Origin of the sequence: Flavobacterium sp. ZB4P23, from assembly GCF_003970375.1 — a bacterium.
Taxonomy (GTDB): Bacteria; Bacteroidota; Bacteroidia; order Flavobacteriales; family Flavobacteriaceae; genus Flavobacterium.
In genome coordinates this window covers 286030-311973 of record NZ_RYDK01000002.1, presented here as the reverse complement: position 1 = coordinate 311973, position 25944 = coordinate 286030, and the positions used below count along the sequence as shown (strand labels likewise).

The 25944-nt window shown below is 35.2% G+C and carries 30 protein-coding genes, 1 tRNA gene and 1 pseudogene; 14 read left to right on the top strand and 18 right to left on the bottom strand.

The window, feature by feature from the left end; all coding sequences use genetic code 11:
- Window positions 1-126: 126 nt before the first annotated feature.
- The 5 genes from EKL99_RS04605 to msrB all read right to left on the bottom strand — a co-directional run bounded on the left by EKL99_RS04605 (window position 127) and on the right by msrB (window position 4547).
- Window positions 127-1215, bottom strand: a complete 1089-nt coding sequence (locus tag EKL99_RS04605; protein WP_126462068.1) for a glycoside hydrolase family 130 protein — start codon at window positions 1213-1215, stop codon at window positions 127-129.
- A 220-nt stretch (window positions 1216-1435) separates the two neighbouring features.
- On the bottom strand, window positions 1436-1600 hold the full coding sequence (locus EKL99_RS14410) for a hypothetical protein (RefSeq protein ID WP_156063255.1): 165 nt from the start codon (window positions 1598-1600) through the stop codon (window positions 1436-1438).
- A 251-nt stretch (window positions 1601-1851) separates the two neighbouring features.
- Window positions 1852-3159 (bottom strand): amidohydrolase, encoded by a 1308-nt coding sequence (locus EKL99_RS04600; RefSeq protein ID WP_126555151.1) that lies wholly within the window; start codon window positions 3157-3159, stop codon window positions 1852-1854.
- Window positions 3160-3370: 211 nt separating this feature from the next.
- Complete coding sequence (gene msrA / locus EKL99_RS04595) at window positions 3371-3985, bottom strand: peptide-methionine (S)-S-oxide reductase MsrA (protein ID WP_126555148.1); 615 nt, start codon at window positions 3983-3985, stop codon at window positions 3371-3373.
- Between the two features lies 1 nt (window position 3986).
- Window positions 3987-4547: a peptide-methionine (R)-S-oxide reductase MsrB gene (gene msrB, locus EKL99_RS04590; RefSeq protein WP_126555145.1), complete on the bottom strand. Its 561-nt coding sequence runs from the start codon at window positions 4545-4547 to the stop codon at window positions 3987-3989.
- A 290-nt stretch (window positions 4548-4837) separates the two neighbouring features.
- Between msrB and idi the strand changes: the two genes are divergently transcribed.
- The 7 genes from idi to EKL99_RS04555 all read left to right on the top strand — a co-directional run bounded on the left by idi (window position 4838) and on the right by EKL99_RS04555 (window position 8469).
- Window positions 4838-5398, top strand: a complete 561-nt coding sequence (gene idi, locus EKL99_RS04585) for an isopentenyl-diphosphate Delta-isomerase (RefSeq protein ID WP_126462079.1) — start codon at window positions 4838-4840, stop codon at window positions 5396-5398.
- Window positions 5399-5410: 12 nt separating this feature from the next.
- Complete coding sequence (locus EKL99_RS04580; RefSeq protein ID WP_126555142.1) at window positions 5411-5821, top strand: 6-carboxytetrahydropterin synthase; 411 nt, start codon at window positions 5411-5413, stop codon at window positions 5819-5821.
- Window positions 5821-6276 (top strand): peroxiredoxin, encoded by a 456-nt coding sequence (locus tag EKL99_RS04575; protein WP_126555138.1) that lies wholly within the window; start codon window positions 5821-5823, stop codon window positions 6274-6276. The genes EKL99_RS04580 and EKL99_RS04575 overlap by 1 nt, the downstream gene beginning before the upstream one ends.
- A 148-nt stretch (window positions 6277-6424) precedes the next feature.
- A complete protein-coding gene (locus tag EKL99_RS04570) occupies window positions 6425-7387 on the top strand; it encodes a type I phosphomannose isomerase catalytic subunit (RefSeq protein WP_126555135.1) in 963 nt (320 codons plus the stop codon).
- Window positions 7388-7455: 68 nt separating this feature from the next.
- Entirely contained in the window at window positions 7456-7722 is a 267-nt protein-coding gene (locus tag EKL99_RS04565; protein WP_126453511.1) for a hypothetical protein, read from the top strand.
- A 78-nt stretch (window positions 7723-7800) separates the two neighbouring features.
- Window positions 7801-7874 (top strand) — tRNA-Thr (locus tag EKL99_RS04560).
- A 130-nt stretch (window positions 7875-8004) separates the two neighbouring features.
- Entirely contained in the window at window positions 8005-8469 is a 465-nt protein-coding gene (locus tag EKL99_RS04555) for a hypothetical protein (RefSeq protein ID WP_126555133.1), read from the top strand.
- A 188-nt stretch (window positions 8470-8657) separates the two neighbouring features.
- On the opposite strand, the gene EKL99_RS04550 is transcribed toward EKL99_RS04555, so the two are convergent.
- From EKL99_RS04550 to EKL99_RS04500, 11 genes are all read right to left on the bottom strand, one after another.
- Window positions 8658-9368 carry a DUF4369 domain-containing protein gene (locus EKL99_RS04550; RefSeq protein ID WP_126555130.1) on the bottom strand — a complete coding sequence of 237 codons (711 nt, stop codon included), beginning with the start codon at window positions 9366-9368 and terminating at the stop codon, window positions 8658-8660.
- Window positions 9369-9581: 213 nt separating this feature from the next.
- Entirely contained in the window at window positions 9582-11450 is a 1869-nt protein-coding gene (locus tag EKL99_RS04545) for a peptidase M61 (RefSeq protein ID WP_126576483.1), read from the bottom strand.
- 55 nt (window positions 11451-11505) lie between these two features.
- On the bottom strand, window positions 11506-12453 hold the full coding sequence (locus EKL99_RS04540; RefSeq protein WP_126576482.1) for an alpha/beta hydrolase: 948 nt from the start codon (window positions 12451-12453) through the stop codon (window positions 11506-11508).
- 1 nt (window position 12454) lies between these two features.
- The gene (locus EKL99_RS04535; protein WP_126576481.1) at window positions 12455-12799 is read right to left on the bottom strand and encodes a hypothetical protein; all 345 of its coding nucleotides are present in this window, start codon (window positions 12797-12799) and stop codon (window positions 12455-12457) included.
- A 62-nt stretch (window positions 12800-12861) separates the two neighbouring features.
- Complete coding sequence (locus EKL99_RS04530) at window positions 12862-13140, bottom strand: DUF2805 domain-containing protein (protein ID WP_126462107.1); 279 nt, start codon at window positions 13138-13140, stop codon at window positions 12862-12864.
- A 118-nt stretch (window positions 13141-13258) separates the two neighbouring features.
- Window positions 13259-14086: a sterol desaturase family protein gene (locus tag EKL99_RS04525; protein ID WP_126576480.1), complete on the bottom strand. Its 828-nt coding sequence runs from the start codon at window positions 14084-14086 to the stop codon at window positions 13259-13261.
- 45 nt (window positions 14087-14131) lie between these two features.
- A complete protein-coding gene (locus EKL99_RS04520; RefSeq protein WP_126576479.1) occupies window positions 14132-14740 on the bottom strand; it encodes an alpha-ketoglutarate-dependent dioxygenase AlkB in 609 nt (202 codons plus the stop codon).
- A gap of 4 nt (window positions 14741-14744) precedes the next feature.
- A complete protein-coding gene (locus EKL99_RS04515; RefSeq protein WP_126462116.1) occupies window positions 14745-15098 on the bottom strand; it encodes a MauE/DoxX family redox-associated membrane protein in 354 nt (117 codons plus the stop codon).
- Window positions 15099-15166: 68 nt separating this feature from the next.
- Window positions 15167-16063 (bottom strand): DMT family transporter, encoded by an 897-nt coding sequence (locus EKL99_RS04510; RefSeq protein WP_126555115.1) that lies wholly within the window; start codon window positions 16061-16063, stop codon window positions 15167-15169.
- A 109-nt stretch (window positions 16064-16172) separates the two neighbouring features.
- The gene (locus EKL99_RS04505; protein WP_126576478.1) at window positions 16173-16319 is read right to left on the bottom strand and encodes a DUF2721 domain-containing protein; all 147 of its coding nucleotides are present in this window, start codon (window positions 16317-16319) and stop codon (window positions 16173-16175) included.
- Window positions 16320-16418: 99 nt separating this feature from the next.
- Window positions 16419-17339, bottom strand: a complete 921-nt coding sequence (locus EKL99_RS04500; RefSeq protein WP_126453533.1) for a LysR family transcriptional regulator — start codon at window positions 17337-17339, stop codon at window positions 16419-16421.
- 90 nt (window positions 17340-17429) lie between these two features.
- Here EKL99_RS04500 and EKL99_RS04495 point away from each other — a divergent pair, with 90 nt between their 5' ends.
- From EKL99_RS04495 to EKL99_RS04470, 6 genes are all read left to right on the top strand, one after another.
- On the top strand, window positions 17430-18866 hold the full coding sequence (locus EKL99_RS04495) for an NADP-dependent isocitrate dehydrogenase (RefSeq protein WP_126453535.1): 1437 nt from the start codon (window positions 17430-17432) through the stop codon (window positions 18864-18866).
- A gap of 301 nt (window positions 18867-19167) precedes the next feature.
- The gene (locus EKL99_RS04490) at window positions 19168-19470 is read left to right on the top strand and encodes a hypothetical protein (RefSeq protein WP_126462128.1); all 303 of its coding nucleotides are present in this window, start codon (window positions 19168-19170) and stop codon (window positions 19468-19470) included.
- Entirely contained in the window at window positions 19463-20299 is an 837-nt protein-coding gene (locus tag EKL99_RS04485; protein ID WP_126576477.1) for a DUF6671 family protein, read from the top strand. Before EKL99_RS04490 ends, EKL99_RS04485 begins: the two co-directional genes overlap by 8 nt.
- Window positions 20300-20302: 3 nt before the next feature.
- Window positions 20303-21262 carry an L-threonylcarbamoyladenylate synthase gene (locus EKL99_RS04480; protein WP_126576476.1) on the top strand — a complete coding sequence of 320 codons (960 nt, stop codon included), beginning with the start codon at window positions 20303-20305 and terminating at the stop codon, window positions 21260-21262.
- Window positions 21263-21265: 3 nt separating this feature from the next.
- Window positions 21266-22618, top strand: a complete 1353-nt coding sequence (locus tag EKL99_RS04475; protein ID WP_126576475.1) for a dihydroorotase — start codon at window positions 21266-21268, stop codon at window positions 22616-22618.
- A 36-nt stretch (window positions 22619-22654) separates the two neighbouring features.
- The gene (locus EKL99_RS04470) at window positions 22655-23620 is read left to right on the top strand and encodes a sodium-dependent bicarbonate transport family permease (protein WP_126576474.1); all 966 of its coding nucleotides are present in this window, start codon (window positions 22655-22657) and stop codon (window positions 23618-23620) included.
- Window positions 23621-23832: 212 nt separating this feature from the next.
- Here EKL99_RS04470 and EKL99_RS04465 read toward each other — a convergent pair whose 3' ends face one another.
- Window positions 23833-24387: a transposase gene (locus tag EKL99_RS04465; protein ID WP_126576473.1), complete on the bottom strand. Its 555-nt coding sequence runs from the start codon at window positions 24385-24387 to the stop codon at window positions 23833-23835.
- Window positions 24388-24472: 85 nt separating this feature from the next.
- Here EKL99_RS04465 and EKL99_RS14625 point away from each other — a divergent pair.
- A pseudogene (locus EKL99_RS14625) lies at window positions 24473-24691 on the top strand (RNA pseudouridine synthase); the annotation flags it as partial.
- A gap of 50 nt (window positions 24692-24741) precedes the next feature.
- Here the strand turns inward: EKL99_RS14625 and EKL99_RS04455 are convergent.
- On the bottom strand, window positions 24742-25158 hold the full coding sequence (locus tag EKL99_RS04455) for a DUF4440 domain-containing protein (protein WP_126576472.1): 417 nt from the start codon (window positions 25156-25158) through the stop codon (window positions 24742-24744).
- Between the last annotated feature and the right edge of the window lie 786 nt (window positions 25159-25944).

Sequence of the window (25944 nt, the reverse complement as noted above, 5' to 3'; positions counted from 1 at the left end):
TTTCAATGAATTTGAAAAAGTTAAAAAAAAAGAATTAATCCCCAAAATAAAAGGGATATAATATTCAGATTTTTGGCTTATTTAGGAAGTTTAGTAGTTGATTAATTAATGTCAACAAGATGGGTATTATCTGTTTTTGACTGCAACGGCAATTTTTGAATCAGCCGTTCCATAATACAAGAACCATTGTTTTTTAAAGTAAACTAATCCTTCTACAAAACAAACCTCATTTACTTCGCCTGTTTTTTCATAAGGCTTGTCCGGATGAAGGAAATAACTATCCATTCGGTCTATTAATTTATAGGGCTTTTCTTTGTCAAATAGCGCCTGGCTTGCTGCATAAGTGAATTTAGGTAAACTTGAATCATTATAATTTTCGGCATTACTTCCGTTGTAAATCAGCACGATACCTTGCTTTTGAAGTAATGCAAAAGGACCGGGTTCTACTAAACGACTATCAAAATATCCCATTCTGGGATGTAAAACAGTAATCATTTTTTTGTTTTCATTATTTTCGGCTACTTCCCAATGGATGAGATCTTCAGAGGTTGCTATATACAAATCAGTATCCCCAAAATACATCCAGTATTTGCCTTTAATTTTTGTAGCTATGATTTTATCTTTGTATAATTTGCAAACTATAGCTCCGGATTTTGACCACAAGTCTTTGTATTTTTCTTCCCTTAATACTAAACCGTGTTTTGTCCATGTTTTTAAATCTTTTGAACTGGCTAAACAAAGACGCGCAGTTTTACCATCATAGGATGTGTAAGTCATAATGTAAGTCCCATTCTCGCTTTCTATAATTCTAGGATCTTCAACACCTCCTTTCCATTCGTATTGTTTCATCGTGTCGTTGTCCGGATAGAATATTGGTGTGGGTTGTTTTTTAAAGTGCAGTCCATCATCGCTGATAGCTAGGCCTAATCTTGATGTCATGTCTTTGTCTTGCGCTCTGTAGATGAGGTATACTTTTCCGTCTTTGACAATAGCGGATGGATTAAGAACATTTCGTTCTTCCCAGTGGACTTTTTTGTTGCTTATTGGAGATTGAAAAACAGGATGTAACTGTGGTTCTAAAATAGGGTTTAGGCTATCTACTTTTACAAAGTCGAGCATCGCCCAATCCTTACTTTTACTTTGTGATTTATAGATAGAATTACCGCCGCAACTCAGTAGGATAAATGCGAATATGAGCATGATGGTTAGTTTCATAATGGTTATATAAATATGGTTTTAAGTATTCTTGAAGGAGTTTATGATTCCTAGCGTTATTTAGTATTTATTTGTCTCCAATAGGTGTGAAAGAGTCTTGTACGGTAAAGTTGCATCTATTTTATTAAACAACAATTCTCTTTTTGAAGTTACTATGATTTTAATGCTTTTAAGATGGTTTTTTCACATGTATTCGGCTCATAAGATGAAATTGTTTGGCTTATTTTTTTGTTACAAAAGGCAACCAATTCAAATAAAGCTCTCTGTTTCTTGATTTCAACCCGCAACTCATGGAAAGTTTTAACAGTATAGGAGTCAGACGTTTTTTATAAGACGAGGTTCTACGCCCTTTTTGGTATTTAAAATAGGTTTCAAGTGCTTTCATTTTACAGCTTTTTAGTTGGCAATTTTCCTAGAGATTTCTTTTGAATATGTTTAGTGTTTCCTTGACAGAATCAACTTTTAAGATGCAGACATAAATTTACTAAAAATCGTTAAAAAAAAACAGGTTAAGTTGCTTTAAATAAACCATTTGAATATTATTTTTTTGAATCATACAAAGGTGTAAAAAAACCGAAAATTTCTTTTCGGTTGTAGTTTTAAAAACTTTTTAAAATTGTCTATTCAGGTACTGATTTATTTTTTAGCACTCATTTCCATATAATCTATAGTTAGGTCGGACATCGCTTTCATTCCTAATACAAAACTACCCTCGTCGATATAAAAATCGGGGGTATGATGTGAGGCTGTTTCGGCAGGATTTTTGCCTTTTGGCATTCCACCCAGGAAAAAGAAAAGTCCGGGAACTTTGTCTTGATAGTACGAAAAATCTTCGGCTCCAGTTGCTGCAGGAGTCAATACCACATTGTTTTTCCCCGCTACAGTTTCTAATGTAGGGAGCATTTTTTCAGTCAATATAGGATCGTTATAGGTAATCAGGGTTTGTTTAGTGATGATCACCTCGGCAGTAGCTCCGGCACTTTCTGCAATATTGGTGGTAATTTGTTTCAATCTATTATGGATCATTTCCTGAACTTGTTTGTCTAGGGTCCGAATCGTTCCTGCCATTTCAAGTTCTTCCGGTATAATATTACTTCTTACGCCAGATGTAATTTTTCCAACACTAACCACGGCCGCGGACTCCGTTAAATCTACATTGCGACTCACAATAGTTTGTAATCCCAATATTATTTGGGACGCCGTAACAATAGGATCTACGGATTGCCATGGGCTGGCTCCGTGTGATTGTTTTCCTTTTATTTTTATCTTGAACCAGTCTGAGGAAGCCATCGCTCCTTTTGGACGGTAATTGATTTTGCCGACTTCGGTGTCTGCGCTGATGTGTAAGCCAAAAATCACATCTACTTTTGGATTTTCCAGAACGCCTTCTTTTACCATTAGTGCAGCTCCACCTTCTTCACCATCGGGAGCGCCTTCCTCAGCAGGTTGAAAAATGAATTTAACCGTTCCTTTTAATTCACTTTTGATAGCGGCCAGAATTTCAGCAGTTCCCATCAGCATGGCTATATGCGAATCATGTCCGCAAGCATGCATGACACCTACTTCCTGACCGTTGTATTCTCCCATTGCTTTTGAGGCAAAAGGAATGGCGACTCTTTCTGTTACAGGCAAGGCATCCATATCTGCCCTAAGTGCTACAACCGGACCGGGTTTTCCGCCTTTTAAAATTCCTACCACGCCAGTTTTGGCCACACCAGTTTGTACTTCCATGCCCAAAGAACGCAAATGTGTTGCTATTTTTTCGGCAGTTTTAAATTCTCTATTGCCTAATTCAGGGTTTTGGTGAAAGTCTCTCCGCCAGGTACTGACTTTAGATTCTAAGGAGGCTGCTTTTTGGGCAACCGTGGCTTTAAGAACGGAATTTTGTGCAGTAGCAAAAAAGGAGAAGGAGCATAAGCCAGCAAAAAGAATAATTTTTTTCATTAGTTGGTAGTGTAAAATTTGGTTGCTAAACAGCCTTTATTTTAGTTAAAAACACAGCTGTTTCGATTCTAAAGAAGGTCAGTTAGAAACAAATATAGCAAAATTATTTCGTCTGGCATTAATTTTAAATAGGGGTGTAAAGTGTCTTTTTTTTGAGTAGGATATAAAAATACCGTCTTGTTATTTCAAACAAGACGGTATTCTTACTCTTTTATTTTTGTTTCTTCAATCGGTTTTTAAAAAGCTTTTCGAATTTCTCCATTTTAGGTTGAATTACCATTTGACAATAGGGTTGGTTCTTATTGTTGGCGTAGTAATTTTGATGGTAATCTTCTGCTTTGTAAAATTTAGTCAACGGTTCTAGTGTTGTTACTACCGGACTATCATAAATCTTGGCCTTTTTCATTGCGTTGATTATCGTTTGTGCTGATTTTTTTTGTGTTTCATTTTTATAAAAAATAGCGGAGCGGTATTGTGTTCCTACATCGGCGCCCTGCCGGTTAAGTGTCGTTGGGTCATGTACCGTAAAAAAGACTTTGAAAATCTCATCTAGATTCGTTACGTTTTTGTCATAGGTAATTTTTACCACTTCCGCATAACCCGATCTTCCAGTTGACACATCTTCATAGGTAGGATTGGTATTTTTGCCGCCTGCATATCCTGAGATTACCGATTGTACTCCAATGAGGTTCTCATAAACGGCCTCAACACACCAGTAACATCCACCGGCTAAAGTAATGGATTCAAGATTGGATTGCTTTGGTGTTTGACCTTGCGCAAACAAGCTACTGGTCGTTAAAATACACACTAAAAATAATTTTTTCATGTTATTTGGTATCAGGTATAAAGTCCAGTGCGATTGAATTCATGCAGTATCTTTTTTTGGTTGGTTCCGGCCCGTCATCAAAAAGATGACCTAAATGACCGTCACATCTTCCGCAGAGCGCTTCAGTTCTTTCCATTCCCAGTGAATTATCGGTTTTATAAACCACACTGTTTTTATTGTCTTGTTCGAAAAAGCTTGGCCAGCCGCAAGTGCTGGAAAATTTGGCGCCGGAACGAAATAATTTGTTGCCACAGGCGGCACAATAATAAGTCCCCTTGTCATCTGTATTCCAGAATTTTCCTGTGAAAGGTCTTTCCGTATCCGCATTACGAGTTACTTCATAGACATCTTCGGGTAGAACTTTTTTCCATTCGGTATTACTTACTTTGAGTTTTGCAGTATCTGTATTGGAGTAATATGGGTTTTCAGGTTTTTCAATTGTGTTTTTCATTGTGACAGTTTTTTTTATAGGATCTTGTTTCTTTGTTGTTTGTGCACAGGCAGTGAACATGAATAAAGAGGTTAAAAATAATACACTTACGAATTGGTTTTTTGTTTTCATCTTTTTTTTATTTACAGTACAAATGTAAAGCGCTTTTTATTTTAAAATGTCGGCTACTTTGCAATTGAATTTTCTTTTATTTAAGTTTTTGATTCCTCTATTATTTACGAAAAAAACAGCCATTTAGTTTTGCGGGTCTTACCCACGCTAAATTGTAAATTAGAAGACTAATACAAAGAATATAAAATTAGAATATTAGGGTATTCAACACTCGTTAAACTTTTCACAAATTCAAAAACGGTATAGATACCCGTTCTTTTTTTGTATTTTTGACCTAATTATAAAGCCACATGTTAGAAGAAAATGTAATCTTAGTTAATGAAAATGATGAGCAGATAGGGCTGATGCCTAAGCTTGAAGCGCATGAAAAAGCAGTTCTGCATCGTGCCTTTTCAGTTTTTGTACTAAACAGTACGAATGAAATCATGCTGCAGCAGCGGGCAGGTCAAAAATACCATTCCCCGTTATTGTGGACTAATACATGTTGCAGTCATCAACGCGAGGGAGAAACAAATATTCAGGCGGGAAACCGAAGGCTATTTGAGGAAATGGGTTTTAAAACAGAACTCAAAGAACTTTTTCATTTTATTTATAAAGCGCCATTTGATAATGGCTTGACGGAGCATGAACTCGATCATGTGATGATTGGCTATTATAACGACGCACCGGTCATCAATCCGGAGGAAGTGGAAGACTGGAAATGGATGAAAATTGAGGATGTTAAAATGGATATGGAATTGCAGCCGGCCTTATACACCGTTTGGTTCAAAATAATTTTTGACGAGTTTTATTATTTTTTGGAAGAACATAAAAGCCCTTTGTCTCTGAACTCGAGCACAGATAACCCCTAATTTATACGTTTTATGAAAGTGACTATTTCACGAAAAGCCCATTTCAATGCGGCTCACAGATTGCATAGGAAAGATTGGACTTTTGAACAAAATGATGCCGTTTTTGGCAAGTGCAACAATCCAAATTTCCACGGGCATAACTATGAACTGATAGTAAGTGTGACTGGGGAAATTGATCCGGAAACGGGTTATGTAATGGATGTGAAATTTCTGAGTGATATTATTAAAGAGGAAGTTGAGCATCAGTTTGATCATAAAAATCTGAACTTGGATGTTCCGGAGTTTCAGGATTTGAATCCAACAGCTGAAAATATTGTAGTAGTCATTTGGAATAAAATTAGAAAAAGAATCAAGGCAGAGTTTAAATTAGAAGTGGTTTTGTACGAAACACCTCGGAATTTTGTAACTTATAAAGGAGAATAATGGAGCTAAAAGTAGGAGATACTATTCCCCATTTCATGGCGAAAGACACCAATGGAACTGATTTTGACAGTGGAAACGTAGTAGGCCAAAAACCGCTTGTAATTTATTTTTATCCTAAAGATAATTCGCCTGGATGTACTGCGCAAGCCTGTAGTTTTAGGGATCAATACGAAGATTTTAAGGATTTGGGTGCAGAAGTGATAGGGATTAGCAGCGATAGCGTTGCCTCACATCAAAAATTCAGCAAACAATTCAAACTGCCTTTTATTCTCTTGTCCGATTCTGATAAAAAAATAAGAAAATTTTTTGGGGTTCCCTCTGGAATGTTCGGGTTGCTTCCGGGACGAGTGACTTATGTAACGGATAAAAACGGAGTAGTACAAATGATTTTTGACAGTATTCTGGCAACAAAACATATTCCTAAAGCACTTGAAGCCATTAAAAAATTAGTATAATCAATTACAAGATGTGATTTGCTACCTTTCTGATTGGAATTAATTTATACTTTTTTCGGTAGTTTAACGGACTCCTGTAAATGGAAACCTATTTTGGTAGAAAACAATATTGATTTGTTTACATTTGGGACTCAAAAAAAATAGTTACATGACATTTTATCCCTTACAGTTTAAACCCATTTTGAAAGAAAGAATCTGGGGTGGTGAAAAATTAAAAACAATACTTAATAAACCCATTGCCTCAACGCATATTGGCGAAAGTTGGGAGTTATCGACTGTAGCAGGAGATGTCAGTATTGTGGCTCACGGAGATTGGAAAGGCAGTGCATTGACAGATATTATTAATGAGTTTCCTGAGAAAATCCTAGGAACAGCGGTTTATAATCGCTTTGGAAAGCAATTTCCGTTGCTTTTTAAATATTTAGATGCCCGTCAAGATTTGTCTATTCAAGTACATCCTAATGATGCCTTAGCAAAAAAACGCCACAATTCTTTTGGTAAAACAGAAATGTGGTATATCTTGCAAGCAGATGATGACGCCCGAATTATTGTAGGTTTCAAAGAAAAGTCGAATCCCGAAGCCTATTTAGAAAACCTAAAAAATAAAACCCTGCTCTCTATTCTGGATGATATAAAGGTACAAGCAGGAGATATTTTCTTTCTGGAAACCGGCACTGTTCACGCTATTGGTGCTGGGTTAATGGTGGCCGAGATTCAACAAACTTCGGATATTACGTATCGATTGTATGATTTTGATCGAGTAGACACGAATGGGAATACCAGAGAATTGCATGTGGATTTGGCGTTGGAAGCGATCAATTACAACACAGTTGAAACTAAAAAAGAATACTCTAAGAATAGCAATGAGTCTAATCCAGTGGTTGATTGTCCTTACTTTACCACTAACTTTATCCCGCTAGATGGAGCTATTTCAGTTTCTAAATCTGGAGAAAGCTTTACCGTATATATGTGTGTGGAAGGAGCATTTGAAATAGAATTTGACAATTCAAAACTAGAATATAAAAAGGGAGATACCGTTTTGATTCCTGCTGCCATGCATGCATTCATTATCAATGGAAAAGCTTCAATTTTAGAAATTTACATTTCATAGTCGGTAATAGAAAGATTATGTGTACTTTTGCAGACGCAAATTAAAATTCAAATTTTAAAAAAATAAAAATGGCAAACATTAAGAATTTAAAAAAAGACATCAACTACGTTTTAGGAGATATTATTGAAGCAGTTTACTTGTTCGAAATTTCTACAACAGGAAAACCAACAACAGAAACGAATGCTTTAATTGACGAAGCGATTGCTGCTTTTGACACTTTAATCACAAAGGTAAATGTTAAAAAAGTAGAAAATAAAAAAGCACACTTCAAACAAATTAATGTTGAATTGGAACAAACTGCTAATCAATTGATTGCTAAAATCAACGAATTGTAGTCAAAAAAAAAGCAAAAAAAGTTTGAATTTGTTTTGGAAAACAGAAATTCAGACCTATATTTGCACCCGTAATGAGTCGCCAGCGTAGCTCAGTTGGCTAGAGCAGCTGATTTGTAATCAGCAGGTCGTGGGTTCGAGTCCCTCCGCCGGCTCTTTGATAAAACCATCCCGTCTTAAGCGGGATGGTTTTTTGTTTTTGGGGACATGACAATTGATTCCTATTTAATGCTTTTCATAATTTTTTTTGTTAAATTTGGGTTCTAACAAAAAAAACAAATACATATGGAAGAGCATTCAGTGATTGAAAGTTTCGAAATGAAACTTAGCGCCTCTGCTAAGGGCTTTTTGAAAGAAACCGCAAAGTGGGCCTATTTTTTGTCCATTCTTGGTTACATCGGAATTGGGTTTATTATTTTTGCCGCTTTATTCGCCGGAACGCTATTCTCTGCTATGGCTAAGGTGAATCCTGCTATGGGAATGATGGGATCTTCTTTTGGGTTTGTAATGGCTTTTGTATACTTTTTGATAGCCATTCTTTATTTTTTTCCAGTATATTACTTGAATAAGTTTGCTTCAAATGCCAAAGCAGCATTCCAAAACAATGATTCAGATGCCTTGACTACTTCGTTAGAATACCTAAAGTCACATTATAAATACATTGGAATTATGACTCTGGTTGTTTTCTCTCTTTATCTTTTACTATTTGTAGGAATGATTGTTGCTGGAATAACTTCTAGTGCGCTATAGTGTGTTTTTAGGTTCTTAAACTGCTTTTATTCAGTATATTAATCGGACTGTAATTATAAAACAAAAAACCATCTTGCCTTAACAAGATGGTTTTTGTTTCATTTTTTTTTAGAACATAAATTATGAAAAAACACTACTCAGGATAGAATACGAGGAGGTTCTAATAGTACTTCTCTTAATTTGTATGATTATTGCTGTTTTTTGATTGTTGCTACATACTCTGTTAATTGCTTTCCATAAAAAGATTTTGCCACTTTAGGAGACATTGATTTTTGAATCGTATCTAAGTATTTTATGTTGATGTCGTAAATCTGGGATAAGGCAATATAAGGTGCCACTTCGTAGTTTCTATTGTTTAGAGCGAAATTTGTGGCAAATAAGTATTTTCTTTTCAAGTTAGAATCCTGTTTTGCTCCTATGCTATCAATGGTTTTTATGTTTTGACTTTTTACTGCATTGAATTTTTTTTCTATTAAAATAAGACTTTCATCGGTGAAGCGGCTGTTTATTTTTTTAAATTCTTCAAAGATTTCATTGTTTTTAGAACCTGTAATTGTAGCATCAGATAAGTAGCGATCTAAACTGGTTTCAATAGTTATTTTTCCCGGCTCAGCAAAGAAAGGCAGGTTGTTGTCCATGGAATTACTCACGCCTCTGTCTAGAAACAAGTATAGCATTTCAGGTGATTTTAGATCTAAGTGACTTTCAAAAACGGCGCTTCCGTCAATATGAATCGTGTCAATTGCAACCAGCATTGTATCAACGACTCTTTGGATGTATAAAGTTCCTTTTTTTAATCCTTTAATATTTCCGGTAATGTGTACATTCCCTCCAGGTTCCTCCTTATTACAGGACGATAAAAGGATTAAAGTGATAAATGCTAGAATAGTTTTTTTCATGTGAAGTTAAAATTTGTTTTTTAGGACATGGCATCGTCATTTTTTATGATTTGTCCTGATATCTCGGGATAGAATCCTGGCGATTTGATTAGTGTTTAGATTTTGGCGCAAAATAAAGAAAATTGTTGGAATGATTTTGCTAACACATTCAAATTTATCAAAAAAAATCCCAATTTATTTCTAAATTGAGATGTTCCTCATTAAATTATCAATTTAAGCTTTTAACCAGGCTTCTTTTAAAACGGTTTTGGACGTATCAGTGGCTTTAAGAACTTCTTTTTCTTCGTAAGGAAGTGTAACTTTTCCTTTGATTATTTGTTCTTTTCCATCCCGTTTTATCTTAATTGTGATTGTATCGTTCTCTTTCCAGTTTTGACTTTCAGCAATCATTTCATAAATATTGTCTAACGAATAAGGTTTTTCATTTATAGAGATGATGATGTCACCTCCTTTTAGCTCTAAAGTGGTATAAAAATCGTTTAGTTCTATAGTTGGAATTACGATAATTTCCTTTGTTTGTTGGTTCACGGTTATGTACGGGGATTGTCCTTTTAAGAACACATTACCAGGTACTTTTGCCATAGCTTTTGTGATGCCTACTTTAGCTAAGTACGTTTCATACGGTATTGGTGTTGGTCCGGAAACATAAGTTGTTAAAAAAGTCCCTACTTCAGGGTAGGTAAATGAAGTTATTTTTGCAAAAAGGTCCTTGTCATTAAACGGTTTTGAAGCGCCATATTCATTTGATAACTTTTGCATCAAATCAAGAATTCCTCTTTCTCCGTTGCTTTTTTCTCTGATAATGATATCCAGACACATTCCAATAAGAGCTCCTTTTTCATATACGTTCAAGTATTGGGCTTTGTAAGGTTCAGTCAACACATTTGCGCTCATCGTTGTGAAAGGCATCGTGTCATTCATTGCATTTGCATGTGCAATTTTTTCAGACATACGCGTATAAAATTCCTCTTCTGTAATTAATCCTTGATTAATCTGAAAAAGATTGGCAAAATATTCCGTCACCCCTTCGTACAGCCATAAATGTTCTGACATTTTAGGCGTGTTGTAATCAAAATAGTGAATTTCTTTAGAATGAATGGTTAAAGGAGTTACGATATGAAAAAATTCATGCGAAACTACATCTTTCATTGATTGTACCAATTCTTCTTTTGGCATCATTTCCGGTAAAACCACTGTAGTGGCCGTAGGGTGTTCTAAGGCTCCAAATCCCTTTGCATCAGTATCTTTCATGCTTGATAAATACAACAAGACGGTATATTTTTTGGTAGCGTTTATTTTTCCTAAGAATGTTTTTTGAGCAGTCATCATGGTTTTCATCTCTGGAGTAATACTTTCAGCAGTTACTTTTCCGGTAGGCGAAAAAACACTGATCAATATTTCCATACCGTCTACAGTAAAAGTAGTGTAGTCCGGTTTAGCATACATAATTGGATTTTCAACTAATTGAGCATAACGAGCTGTTGTAAATACATCATTTGTAGTACTTGCGTCTTGATCTGTCATGGAAGTTGCTCCCCAAAGTGTTTCCGGATGGGCTATATTTACCGTATAAGCAAGGTCTTTTTTGTCTTGAAAATAGCCCACAAAACCATGCATGTTTAGCATGAAATTGACTCCTGCATCTATATTTGTTCCGGCAGGAGAGAAAACATCATTCTTGCCAAAGCCGCTTCCCTTTTCAGTATCAAATGTGTCGTTAACCCAATAGGTTATTTTAGTGACAGTTTTGGCATTCTTGATATTCCAGGTGTTGTCATCCGTTTTGTTAACCGGAAGTATATTGCCCTTACTGTCAAAAGCTTTTAGATCTTCAATGTATTTTCCATAATCATCAATAGAGTAGGTGCCAGGGACAATTTTAGGAATGCTGTAAGTGACTTCATCAGTGCTAATTTTTGGTGCGGTAATCGTAACCATTACTTTGTCCTCTTTAACGTCATTTAAGTTGATTGCTACGTGTACTACATCGGTAATTGATTTTGAAACATTTGCTGAAGTGCCAACAGTTTTACAGCTCCAAAGAAGAGTAGCAAATGCTATTGCAAAAAATATTTTTTTCATTTGTATTGTTTTTTGTTTATTGTATAGGTCTTTTACAAGTGGGAATTGTCACCCCTTATAACGATTTTATAAAGCCAGTTATTGCTGTCACCACTTTTGGAGCAATGGGTAAGTCCGGATTAGAATAGGATTTCATATTTACAGAGTCATCTCCATTTATCTCTTTGAAAATATGATTCATTTTCTCGATCAGAACTAGCTCTGCTTCCGGTTTGGCTTTTTTTAACAGTTCTGCTTCAGCAACTGACACCTGTAAATCTGCAGTTCCGTTTAGCAGTAGTACGGGTATTTTTAACTTTGCAATTTCAATTTGCGGATTGTATTTTATCCATGAAATCATATAGGGCTGGATGCTTGCTCTAAAAAGGGAAGCTAACATGGGGTTTTTTAACTCGAAAGTTTCTCCGTTTTTAAGAATGTCTAGGTTTTTCTGAACTTCTTCTTTGAGGTAAGGGGCTTGTTTTGCTATTTGTTCCACCAGAACAGCATCAATCGTTCTTCCGGCTCCAGCTAATGAAATAAAAGCATCCGCTTTGCCATTTGCAGCAATCATTCCTATTAAGGAACCTTCGCTGTGTCCGGCAATTATTATTTTGTTGTACTTTTTTTGATTTTTAAAAAACAGCAAAACGGTGGTTGCGTCAGTGATGAAATCATCAAAAGTAAGGGTAGCTTCATTTACCGTTCCACTCTTCATTTGAGCAAAGATTCTTTTATCATAGCTAAAAACGGCAATATCATTTTTAGTTAATTCTTCGGATAAATATTTCAGGGAATTATTGGGGAGTCCTTTTTGATTTCCGTCCCTGTCTGTAGGGCCTGAACCTGCAATAAGGATGACAAGATTCGTCTTTTTGTTTTGTTTTAAAGGAGAGTACAACGACCCATTTAACAATGGATTTATAGTAACTTCATCCTTATTAAAAGATTGAATTGCTGTTTCTGTTTGTGAATGGCAGAGTATTGAACACGAGATCAGGAGTACGAGTAGTAATTTTTTCATTTTATTTCGCATTTAATTCGTTTATTGTTTCTTCCGGATTTTCGACTTCAATAATTAGTTTATTGTAATAGGAATCTTTGAGTTCAACAATAATTGCATTTTTTTTATTGCAAACGTCCCAAAAGTTGCGTTTTCCTTTTTTGATATAAGTGCCAGCAGTTATAACCCATGGTAATTGGGTGCCTGGCATTTTCCAGCCGATCCAAAATGTAAATTCATCGTTGCTTTGATACGCTCGGATTATTTTATCTTTCGGTACACGAATCTTATTTTCGAAAGCCCAAAATGTATGACTTCCTAGAATATCAAAAACAAATTCGTTTTCGTTTGATGTTACTGAAACCATAAATGTATGAGTTGAGACTGCTGTTTTAAAACAGAAAACTCCCGAATATCAGGAGTTTTATTTTAATCTAGTTTGTTTTTTATGTAATATTTACCGTCTAAGTCTTCGTCAAAATCATCCACTTTTATGGGTTTTGGTTTTGGTTTATTTGCGGTAGCTTTCTTTTTCCACATTTCAAATTTTTCTGCCGGCATCTTCTTCTTCATTATCTCTAGGATCTCTTTTTCGGCCAAACCAAATTCTTTTTTAATGATTTCAAAAGGATTTTTTTCTTCTAAAGCCATTGTAACAAGTTTTTCTGTTTGCTCCCAGTTCAATTCTTTGCGGTTACTCTTTTTCATCACGTGAAAATTAATTCAAATAGGTGTTAATGATTATTAAATTAAATTTTTTAATTTCATTCAATATTAAGAAAAATTATAATTACTTTTTCTCAAAAGATGATTTTTTTTAATTTTTTTAATTTTTTTTCTTTAATGGCTGTTTTTGAAACGGTATTTTCAATAAATTTTTTAATGCATTGTGTTCCTCAGGATTAGGATGGGTATCAATTCCGTAAATAATTTCTTCTTTTGGAAGTGTCATAAATGTGCCAAATAACCGATCCCAGATTGAAAATATATTGCCATAATTACTATCCGTATAAGGCAAAACATGATGGTGGTGTACTTTGTGCATGTCTGGCGATACTATAAAATAGCTCATAATAGTATCTATTTTTTTAGGAAGTGAAATGTTAGCATGATTGAATTGCGTTGCTACTACAGATAATGTTTGGTATAGAAAAATCATCCACATGGGACTTCCAATGATTAAAACACCCAAAGCGGTAAATGTAAATCGGATCACACTTTCTCCCGGATGGTGTCTATTGGCGGTTGTGGTGTCAATCCAGGTGTCTGTATGATGAATCAAATGAAAACGCCACAGGAACTTGGTTTTATGTTCGACTAGATGCACCAGATAAGCGCCTATTAAATCCAATAAAAGCAATCCAATAAGGGCGTAAAGCCATAGCGGCATTTCAGGAAGCCATTGTAAAATTCCAAAATTTGTAGCAATTGTCCAGTCAGCCGCTTTTAATAAAATAAAAGCTAGGCAAAAATTGACAGCAATAGTCGTGAAGGTCATAAAAATATTGATGCCGGCGTGATGCCATTTTTTATAGGTGAAGTTAAAAAGCGGAAAAGCATTTTCGATCAGCCAGAAAAAAGTGATTCCGCCCACAAGAATTAAACTTCGGTGTGACGATGGAATGGTAGAAAAATAAGTAATGATATCATTCATAATTCAGATATTTATTCCAAATTTAATAATTTTTTATGAAAGTAATTATTTGATTACCCGGAAAGTGCCATTTATTCTGGGGCCAATAGGTTTTGTGGTTTTTGGAATCTGGTGTTTCCAGAAATGTTGTGTCGTTCCTTTCATCAGCAACAAACTTCCATGTTCCAGTATGATAGTTTTTTTTAGGTCTTTATCTAAATTATGTTTGAGTTGAAAGGTTCGTTGGGCTCCAAAACTCAACGACGCAATTATGGGATTGATTCCTAATTCTTTTTCGTTGTCAGCATGCCAACCGTTGCTGTCTTTTCCGTCGCGATATTGGTTGAGTAAGACGGTTGTAAAAGTAGTATCAGCACTTTTTTCGATTTGAGATTTTAGCTTTTGCAAAAGCAAATTCCAAGGATGTGGCTGCATCGTTATATTCGAATACGAGTAAGGTTTTCCTTCGTTTCCAAATAAAGCCGTCAAACGAGGCTGCGGATGAATTTTCCCGTATACACGAATATCGTCTTGTTGCCAAGGAATATCTTGCATTAATTCGGCAAAAATAATATCGGCTTGTTCTTGGTCAAAAAATTGAGGATAGTAGATGATCTCCGCATCTGGCAAGTCAATAAATACGGATTCTGATGTGGATTCGAAAAGTGATTTCACGAGATTAAGTATATTGGTACGCCCAGTAAATTAAAAATAATTGTAGTGGCATTCGCAATAGTAAGGCCCATTTTGGCAGACCCATTCTTGCTTTTTCATCAAAATACATATACAAATGTGTTGGAAAAATAGCAATCAACAAAGCGATCACCCCCCAAGCGGCATAGTTGGAAAGTAACGGAATACAAAGCGAAATTCCCAGAAATATTTCTGCTAAACCACTGATGTAATTTAATAATTTTGGATTTGGAAAGTACGAAGGAATGATTTTCAAGTACAGTCTGGGATTCCTGAAATGGTTTAATCCTGCGATAAAGTAGACGAAAGCCATCACATATAAATGCCAAGGTAAATTCATAGTAAAGTTATTTAATACGAATTTATAAAAATTTTATTAAAATCAGTGCAAATGGATTGAAACTGCAATTAGGAGGTTCGCTTCAGGTTTACATTCATTATGATAATTGCTAAAATAATTAAAATAATGCCAAGCCATTGGATCAGGTTTACCTGCTCATTCAATAAGAGATATGCCATAAGTACCGATACGGGAAGTTCCAGTGCCGAAACAATACTTCCCAGTCCGATTCCAGTCAGCGGAAAACCGGCATTCAACAATAAAGGTGGAATTATGGTTCCGAAAAGGGCTAAAATGATTCCCCATTTCATGAAAATTTCAAAGTTAAAAGGAGTAGTTTGTGTTGAGATTGCAAAAAAGGTCACGATGACAGCACCTCCCAACAACATGAATAAACTGCGTTGTGCCGAGGAAATATGAGTTGCCACACGATTAGCGGTAAACATAGTTGTAGTAAAAGAAGCTGCTGCTAAAAGCCCTAAAGCTATACCGCGCCAGTCTAAAACGATACTATTCTCGAAGACATTGGTAGCAAGGATAGTTCCGGTTAAGACAATAAATACGGAAACTATTTTTTGAGTAGAAGGAATTTTTTTTTCTAAAATCATTTCGAATAAAACACCCATCCAGACGGTTTGCATCAATAAAACAATCGCAATAGAAACAGGAATGTATTTTACTGCCAAATAATAAAAGATACTCGTAAATCCTAAAGAAGTTCCGGCAAGCATCAGCTGAGTGATGTTTTTTTGGGATGCTTTTATAACGGTTTTTCCTTTCTTAGCTTTTTGAAACATATTGATCAGCAGCATTCCCATGATTCCATATACAAATTGGGCAACGGTAACTTCGGGAGTGGTGTAGCCTTGACCGTAGGCTATCTTTACAAAAGTAGCCAGCATTCCGTAACTCGTTGCGCCGAGACCAACTAAGAAAACTCCTTTTAAGACACTATTTTTTATCATTTTTTTAATTTTAAAAAGCGGGCAAAGATAGGGTTTAGTTCCTAGTTATAAGGTGTAAATTGGTAGATAATATCAGAGTCAACCATAAATTCAGGTTTTTGATTTCCAATTAAATTACATCATTTTGCTTTTCGTGGAAGGTTTTTTTTAATCCTCTTATGATTGTAGCATTAGCCAAAAACCGGTTGAGATACGCCAATAAAATCAACGAAGTTGCGCTAAAAAGTAATGCTGAAGTTTCTATTTGTAAAATCATAATTTAATAGAATCATTGTAAAGGCAAATATTGCTAATCTTTTGATGCATTTTAGTATTGCAATGAATAAGAGGAGTTTTCCTTTACTGACTTAAATTTTTAAAGTGTAATCCAGTTAAAGGTTTGTTCGATGATTCTAGTTTTTTCTTTTTGAATAAATTTTAAATAGGCATCGGCTACAGGTGAAAACTTTTTGCCTTTTAACCAAATTAAATTCCAGTTGGATTGAATAGGCAAGCCTTTTACCGGAATAATTTGTAGGTCTCCATTATTAAGCTCGTTTTTTATACCAATTAAAGGCATGATCGAGCATCCAAGTCCAGCCAGTACGGCTTGTTTTACCGCTTCATTTCCGGTCAGCACCATTTTTTTTGAAACTGTTAATTGATTCTGTTCTATAAATTTTTCCATCACATATCTTGTTCCTGATCCTTGCTCGCGATAGATGATGGGTAAGGTTTCTATGATTTTTTTTTCTTGAATTCCTTTTCCCATTTTTTGATCACTATTAGCAACTAGGAAAAGGGAATTAGGCATAAGCTCCACTTTCTCGATTTGCAGGGTTTCTGGTAACACGGAAACCAGAGAAAAATCTACTTCATTTCTTTCTAAGTTTTTCAACACTTTAGTTTTATTGGTCACATCCAGAATCAATTCGACACCTTGATTTTGTTTCAAAAAATCAGATAAAAAATAGGGAATTACATATTTCCCGGTTGATACGACAGAAATTTTTAATCGTCCTGTCAGTTGTCCCTTGAATGCCATTGTTTTATAATTGATTGCATGCACTTCATTTAGAATTTTTTCTGCAGCCATGGCGATTTCTTTGCCAAAATCAGTAACAAACAGCTTTCTTCCGATTACTTCTGTTAACGGTACATCAAATTGATCTTGAAAATTTTTTAATTGAATGGATACTGCGGGTTGTGTAAGGTGCAGTTCCATTGCGGCTTTAGTGATGCTTTTATTTTGGGTAATTTTTAAAAAGACATGCAGCTGGTGTAGTGTATAATTCATAAATAATTTTTATGTTTTGTATTACAAATATAAATAAAAATATATGGATAGCCGGTTTTACTTTTGTAAAAAAAAAACAAACAAAAAGATATGCAAAGAATAACAATAGCAAAAGGAGACGGAATAGGACCTGAAATAATGGATGCTACTTTGAAAATTATTAAGGCAGCGGGCGCACAAATCGAATTCGATGAAATTGAAGTAGGTGAAAAAGTGTATTTAAAAGGCAATACCTCCGGAATTGAAAAGTCATCTTGGGATTCTATAATAAACAATAGAATATTTCTCAAAGCTCCAATTACTACTCCGCAAGGTGGTGGTTATAAAAGCTTGAATGTTACCACTAGAAAATTCTTAGGATTATATTCTAATGTTAGACCATGTATGAGTTTGCACCCTTTTGTGGAAACAAAACATCCAAAAATGGATATTGTCATTGTTCGTGAAAATGAAGAAGATTTATATGCGGGAATAGAACATCAGCAAACGGATGAAGTTGTGCAGTGTTTGAAAATCATTAGTCGTCCAGGCTGTGAAAAAATTGTCCGCTATGCTTTTGAATATGCCAAACAGTATGGAAGAAAGAAGGTAACTTGTTTCACAAAAGACAACATCATGAAGCAGACGGACGGATTATTCCATGAAGTGTTTGATGAGTTAGCGAGAGAGTATCCTGAAATTGAAAACGAGCACTGGATTATAGATATTGGTGCTGCAAAAATGAGCGATACACCAGAGAATTTTGATGTTATTGTAACCTTAAATTTATACGGTGACGTGATTTCTGATATCGCTGCACAAATTGCCGGTTCTGTGGGGCTGGCAGGCTCAGCAAATATTGGAGAAGAATGTGCAATGTTTGAAGCAATTCACGGATCTGCACCCAGAAGAGCCGGACAAAATGTTGCGAATCCGTCGGGATTATTACAAGGAGCAGTAATGATGCTGAATCATATTGGGCAAAACGAAGTGGCTAGTAAAGTACAAAATGCATGGCTGAAAACGCTTGAAGACGGAATACATACCTATGATATCTTCAAAGAAGGCGTAAGCACTGCAAAAGTAGGGACTTCAGAATTTGCCGACGCAGTAATCCTAAATTTAGGGCAAAAACCAAAACAGCTTCCTGCTGTAGATTATAAAAATGTTCAAGCCTTAGATCTCCCGAAATATAAGAGAAGACCAGCTGCAAAAAAAGAATTGGTAGGTCACGATGTATTTGTGCATTGGAATGGAACCGATCCTAATTCGCTAGCCGAAATTCTAAAAAATATAGGGACTGAAAATCTAAAACTGAATATGATTTCCAATAGAGGAATCAAAGTTTGGCCCGAAGGATTTAAACAAACCTTTTGTACAGATCACTGGAGATGCCGTTTCAAAGCTGAGGATGGAGTACTAGTTAACAAAGAGGAGATCATTGGATTATTGCAGCAATGCATCGACCATAATATCGATAGCATCAAAACTGAAAATTTATATAAATTTGACGGGAAAATGGCTTTTTCATTGGGTCAAGGACAGTAAGAAATGCGTTAACTTCTCCTTTATTTAATTGGTACTCTTTCACTAAATGTGCTGTTTCCTTTAAAGAATTTAATAAGGTGAGTTATTCCTAACACGCTCCATTAAGTAGTAAAAAAAATTAGTCCCTATGAAAAATAAAAATAAAAAAATTAGTTTGGTCTTTGGAATAGTTTGGTTGATTGGTGGAATACTATTGACAATCGTAGCACCTAATAACTTATTTTTCACACTGTTTCTAGGTTTGGGAATATTTTTCACGATCTACACATTACAAAAAAATAAAATTTCATTATAAAGTATTATGGAAAAAGAATATCAATTTAAGCTAGTTGAAGGTCAGTTTGCACCATCAGAAGCAGGAAAAGTACTGTTTTCGTTAATCAACAATAAGATTAATTATCATAATTTAGAAAAATTTAGCAATCAAATTCGATTTGATGAAGACTGTTCGCATTCAAAAATAAGGCTTGAAACTCTTTTAGAAGCCTCTGAATACATCAAGGAACTCATCAAAGAAGCGTCGTCAAAGGATTTGGAACTGAAAATTGACAGTGTAATTCAAATTGTACTGTGTCCTAAAGTAAAAACTGAATTGAATGTTTGAGGGTAGACAATTACTCATTGCCACCAAGCATCACAAAGAAAAAGTGATTGCTCCAATTTTTGAAAAAGGATTAGGTGTTCACTGTTTTGTTCCTGAAAGTTATGATTCGGATATTTTCGGCACTTTTTCAGGTGAAGTGGAGCGGAAAAATACGGCAGTTGAAACCGTCAGGGCTAAATGTTTGGCGGCAATGGAAGAATTTGACTGCGATTTGGCTATTGCCAGCGAAGGCTCTTTTGGTTCACATCCTTCTATCTTTTTTGCCCAGGCCGATGATGAGTTTTTAATTTTTATCGATAAAAAAAACGACTTAGAAATCATTGCCAGAGAACTCAGTTTGAAAACTAATTTTCATGGAGAAAATATTTCTAGTAAAGAAATGCTTTTGGATTTTGCAAATAAGATTCAATTTCCTGCCCATGCCATAATTTTGCGAAGCAAGCCTGATGATCTAACAACACTAGTTAAAGGGATTACCACAAAAAGTGAATTGGAAGATACTTTTCAGCACCTTGTGAACAAATATGGGAGTGTTTATGCTGAAACTGATATGCGTGCGCTGTACAACCCCACTCGTATGGGTGTGATAAAAGTAGCGGCGCAAAAATTATTGGAAACTATAAAAACGGAATGTCCAAGCTGTAAAGCACCGGGTTATTGTGTGATAGATGCGAAACAGGGCTTGCCTTGTTCATGGTGTTCAGCGCCCACACGATCTACCTTGAGTTTTATTTACAGTTGTAAAAAGTGCTTTTTTAGTTCTGAAAAAATGTATCCCCATCAAAAAATAACCGAAGAACCAGGATTCTGCGATTCCTGTAATCCATAAGATATGAGTGTAATCAGTAGTTCGATTCCAAAAGCTGTTGCGCTTTTAAATCAGGAGCAAACCATAGGAATTCCTACCGAAACGGTTTATGGTTTAGCCGCCAATATTTACAGCTCAAAGGCGGTAGAGCGTATATTTTCGATTAAAAAACGTCCGTTTTTTAATCCGTTAATTGTTCATATAAAATCGGCAACTGTCCTTTCTGAAATAGCGAGAGACATTCCTGAAAAAGCGAACTTGTTAGCAAAAGCTTTCTGGCCGGGACCTTTAACTTTGGTTTTAAAAAAGCAAATTTCCATTCCGGATTTGGTTACCGGTGGTAAAGATACCGTAGCGATCAGAGTTCCAAATCACCCAGTAGCCTTAGCCCTGCTGAATCAGTTAGCCTATCCTCTAGCGGCTCCGAGTGCTAATCCGTTTGGCTCTCTTAGTCCCACTACAGCAATACATGTTGCTGACTATTTTGAAGAGGTGTTACCAATGGTTTTGGATGGTGGAGCTTGTCAAAGGGGAATAGAGTCAACAATCATCGGATTTGAAAATGGGGAGCCTATTTTATATCGCTTGGGTTCTTTGGCTGTAGAGGATATTGAAGCAATTGTTGGGCCGGTAAAAATGATTACCCATGATGATATTGCTCCAGCGGCACCAGGCATGTTTTCTAAGCACTATGCTCCTTCGACGACGACTTTTTTGACAGCTGATGTGACGGAGAAGCTAAAAATGTTTCCGGATCAAAAAATTGGAGTTTTAGTATTCCAAAAAGGGATTGGTGATCCAAAAATTGTACAACAGGAAATTCTATCGACAACAGGCAATTTAGCAGAAGCCGCATCGCAATTGTATGCTGCTTTGCATCGATTAGATGAGTGTACACTTGACTTGATTATAGCAGAACGTTTTCCAGATGTGGGTTTAGGCAAAACGATAAACGATCGATTAGAAAGAGCCACTAAAAAATAAGATATGGATACTATTATCAGAAATGCAAAAGTGGTCAATGAAGGACATATACTTAATTTAGATCTTCTGATTTCAGGAGAAAGAATTGAAAAGATAGCACCATCAATTGGACTAAATCCTGCAAAAAAATATATCGAAATTGATGCGACAGGACTTTATCTGCTTCCGGGTGTAATTGATGATCAGGTTCATTTTAGAGATCCGGGACTAACACATAAAGGGACTATTTATTCAGAGTCGGTTGCCGCTGTGGCTGGTGGCATCACCTCCTTTATGGATATGCCCAACACGATTCCCAATACGCTGACTCAAGAGTTATTAGAAGAAAAATACAAGATGGCGGCGGAAAAATCAATTGCTAATTATTCGTTTTTTATGGGAATTTCAAAAAATAACTTGGAAGAAGCTTTAAAAACAAATACCGAAAATGTATGTGGAATTACGGATGATGGGCTTTATTTTAATAATGACGAGGGAATTTTAGCCAACTATCCAGAATTTTTGGAGCAACTTTTTTCAAGAACCGATACCTTGGTAGCTTTGCACAGCGAAGATGATTCACTGATAAAAAAGAATACGGAGGATTATAAACTAATTTACGGAACTGAAATTCCTTTTTTTTATCATTCTCTTATTCGGGATGAGGAAGTTTGCCTAAAAGCAACTGAACGAGTATTGAAAATTGCTAAAAAACACCAAACACGCTTGCATCTCTTTCATATTTCAACTTTGGCGGAAGCCAAATTATTTGATAATCATACACCGATCAGAGAAAAACGAATCACCGCCGAGGCTTGTATACATCATCTTTGGTTTTCGGATACCGATTATGAAAGACTGGGCTCCAAGATCAAATGGAATCCCTCCATAAAAACAGAGCAAGATAGAAAAGGTTTACTGCAGTATTTGCTCAATAATTCAATAGATATTATTGCAACGGATCATGCTCCTCATACTGTTGCCGAAAAAGCAGGGAATTATTTTCAGGCGCATTCCGGCGGACCATTAGTACAACATGCTCTTTTAGCAATGTTAGAATTATTTCATCGTGGTGAAATTCCGTTGGAGAAAGTAGTGGAGAAAATGAGCCATAATGTAGCCGAAATTTACAGAATAAAAGAACGAGGCTATATAAGGGAGGGCTATTTTGCCGATTTAGTTTTAGTCGATTTAAATAAAAAACAGGAAGTAACTCCAGACTCTCTTTTATATAAATGCAAATGGTCTCCTTTTGTAGGACAGGTTTTTAAAAGCAGCATCAGTTCAACTTTTGTAAATGGAAATTTGGTGTATGAAAAAGGACTAGTAAAGACAGATATAAAAGGAAAAAGATTGCGATTTGAAAAGATAAGATAATCAAAATGTATAAAATAATTTTAAAATAATTAAAATATGAATCTTAGTTTATTACTGGATAATTTAACTAATCCTGCCTTGTTGTTTTTTGTGTTGGGAATTATAGCCGTCTATGTCAAAAGTGATTTAGAAATTCCGGAGAATACCTCTAAATTTATATCGCTGTACCTTCTTTTTTCGATTGGTTTTAAAGGCGGACAGGAACTAGCGCACAGTCACTTTACTGTTGACATACTTTGGTCTATTGTTTTTGGGGTATTGATTGCGGTATTAATTCCACTTTATACTTTTTTTATTTTAAAGAAAAAGTTTAGCATTGAGAATTCGGGAGCCATTGCTGCGGCTTATGGATCCGTGAGTGCAGTGACCTTTGTAACGGCCATCTCTTTTTTAGAAATTCAAAATTACAATTTTAGCGGCCACATGGTTGCTGTTATGGCGCTGATGGAAGCTCCTGCAATCATTATCGGAGTGATTTTAATCCGATTATTTAGTAAGGAAAAAGTTCAAAAAACGAAGATGACCACGATTATCAAACATTCATTTACTAATGGAAGCGTGCTCTTGATTCTAGGTAGTTTGGTTATTGGGTTTTTGGCCAGTGAGCAACAGGCTTTAGGAATTAAGCCGTTTACTACTGATATTTTCAAAGGGTTTTTGGCTTTATTTTTACTGGACATGGGAATTGTTAGTGGACGAAAATTAAATGATTTTTTCAAAAGTGGCTGGTTTAGCGTCTTTTTTGCTATTGTTTTCCCATTGATCAACGGGTGTATTGTTGCTTTTCTAAGTCAATTCGTTACCGAGGATGTTGGGAATCGTTTTATTTTTGCTGTCTTAGCGGCCAGTGCTTCTTATATTGCCGTTCCGGCCGCGATGAAAATAGCCGTTCCAAAGGCGAATCCAGGAATATTTTTACCCATGGCTTTGGCAGTAACGTTTCCTTTTAACATTACTTTTGGGATGCCCATTTATTTTTCAATTGTGCTGTGTCACCTTTAGACAGTTGCTTTGACCAATGTAGTAGCACTTATTAATTGTTTCAAAAACTATTGGTAATAACATGAATGTTCTTTACAGAGAATCGTTAGCGCAGTTTTGCAAACTGTGCCCATTTCAATTGGCAACTAAATTAAATTTAATAAATCCAATCGCTATTATTTACAGACAATCGTTAGCGCAGTTTTGCAAACTGTGCCCATTTCAATTGGCAACTAAAATAAATCTAATAAAATCACCTCTAATTCATTTTCTAATGCAGCATAATTTCTTGCAGAACTGAAATAATAATCTTCCGGCATCGTTACAATTTTTTCATTTACAGGATTGTTGTGTATGTAATCCATTTTTTGTCTAATAAATTTATTGCTGTAAACATGTTCTGCATGATAGCCGTTTTGCCAAACTTTGTATTGTTGTTCTTGTTTTAAATGCTGACAAGCTTTTTTAAAATAATCCAACATCCATTCTCTCCTGCTTTCCGGTTCTTCAATAATAGCCTGAATAATTTTTTTAGATGTATATTTTTTAAAATCACGCATCACATCGGATAATATAAAACCGTTTGTTGCTTTGCAAAGCAGATGAATATGGCTGTGCATAATACAATATCCATAAATTTCTAAGCCCTTTTGATCTTGACAATAGTGTAACGCTTGTATAATAATTTGTTTTTGATTTAATCGTGTAAAAATATCTACCCAACCCATTGTAGTTATAGTAATAAAATAAGCGTCTTCAGTTGTTGTGGCTTTATACTTTGTCGACATTTTTTGTGTTATTTGTATTGTTTGCTCACTATTTTTTGCACATTATTGTGGGCACAGTTTGCAAAACTGCGCTAACGATTGCGGTATATCGGTGCGATCGGGCAGACACCATCAAATTCGCGCACAGCTTTCGGCTATTTGCTCACCCATATAAGGCGATTTAAAATATGGTTTTGATCGAAGTAATCCAGATGGAGGCATTCATTTACATGCTCGAAAACTAGTCTTTACCCATCCTGTTACCAAAGAAAATATGGAAATCTTGGCGCCAACTCCTGATGATGTAATTTGGAATGCAATTTAGAAAACTCATTTCATATAAATATTTCGTCACAACCTTTCACTAAAAAAAAACTAACTAGAATGGTCAACTACGATTTTCCAACCTTCTTTAAATTTTTCTACTATTAAAGTAAAAAATCCTTTTTGTTCTCCTTTTTCCATTTGCAAATTCCAAGCACCTAAAACAAAGGCATGTTCGCTATCAATCATTTTTATTTGTTTGATATTAAAAGTTAGAGTACCCATTGCAGCTTTGTCAGGATAAACTTGTTGATAGATCTCTAAGTTTTTTTGCCAGCCGTAAAATGGTCCTGTTTTTCCAACAAATAGTAAAGAATCGGATTTTAAATAACCTTGCATATACCCAATCATATCCCCATTATTCCAATCTAAACGTTGTTTTTCTAAAACTGCTTTAATTTCTTTCTCTTGAGCAATTGATAAATGACTACAAAATAAGAGCACTATTGATAATATGATTTTTCTCATTTTTTTTGCGATTTGATTGATTTTAACTTTATTGTGGACAACCTTTATCCCTTTTCATAAATCAAATGTATTCAAAAAATCGTGTTCATTCCCATTTAATTTTATGAAATATTGTACTATAAAATACTTGAACTACTTTTTAATTTTTGTACAATTTTACCCCAATATAAAATGCAGCGTTAATTATTTATTCCTGTACATCTCATGAATTCATTTTCAGGATAAAAAATTAGTTTTTATTTATACTTCTCTTAAACAAAATATGAAAATCCGTTAGCGCGGATTTGCAATCCGTGCCTATTCCAATTAATCAATTAAATATGTTACAGGATACTTTTTTTGAAATTTTGAAATTGCAAATTCCCTTTGTAGATATTCTATGTGCGCACGGATTGCAAATCCGCGCTGTCGCTGTCAAAAAAAAGTAAATCCGCGATCTAGCTTCTGAGGGTGCATAACCACTTGTACACGATTTTTAAAAATATTCAACAATAAAAAAATAAAACACTGCCCATATTATTATAAAAAATAGTCCAAGGTATACATTATTTAAATTTTTATTTAAGTCTTTTTTAATTATTAGTCGGTATAAAATCCAACCTATAAAAACGATTACTAAACCTACTACCATTACAATTCTTGACATAATTTATTTGTTTTTAGTATAATATGATTAATTCCTGTAGAAGCTTTAGTTACTCTTAAGAATTTTCACGAGCGGGACGCTCGCGATAGCTGTGGGTATATCCGCGCGATCGGGCACAGTTTGCAAAACTGCTCTAACTG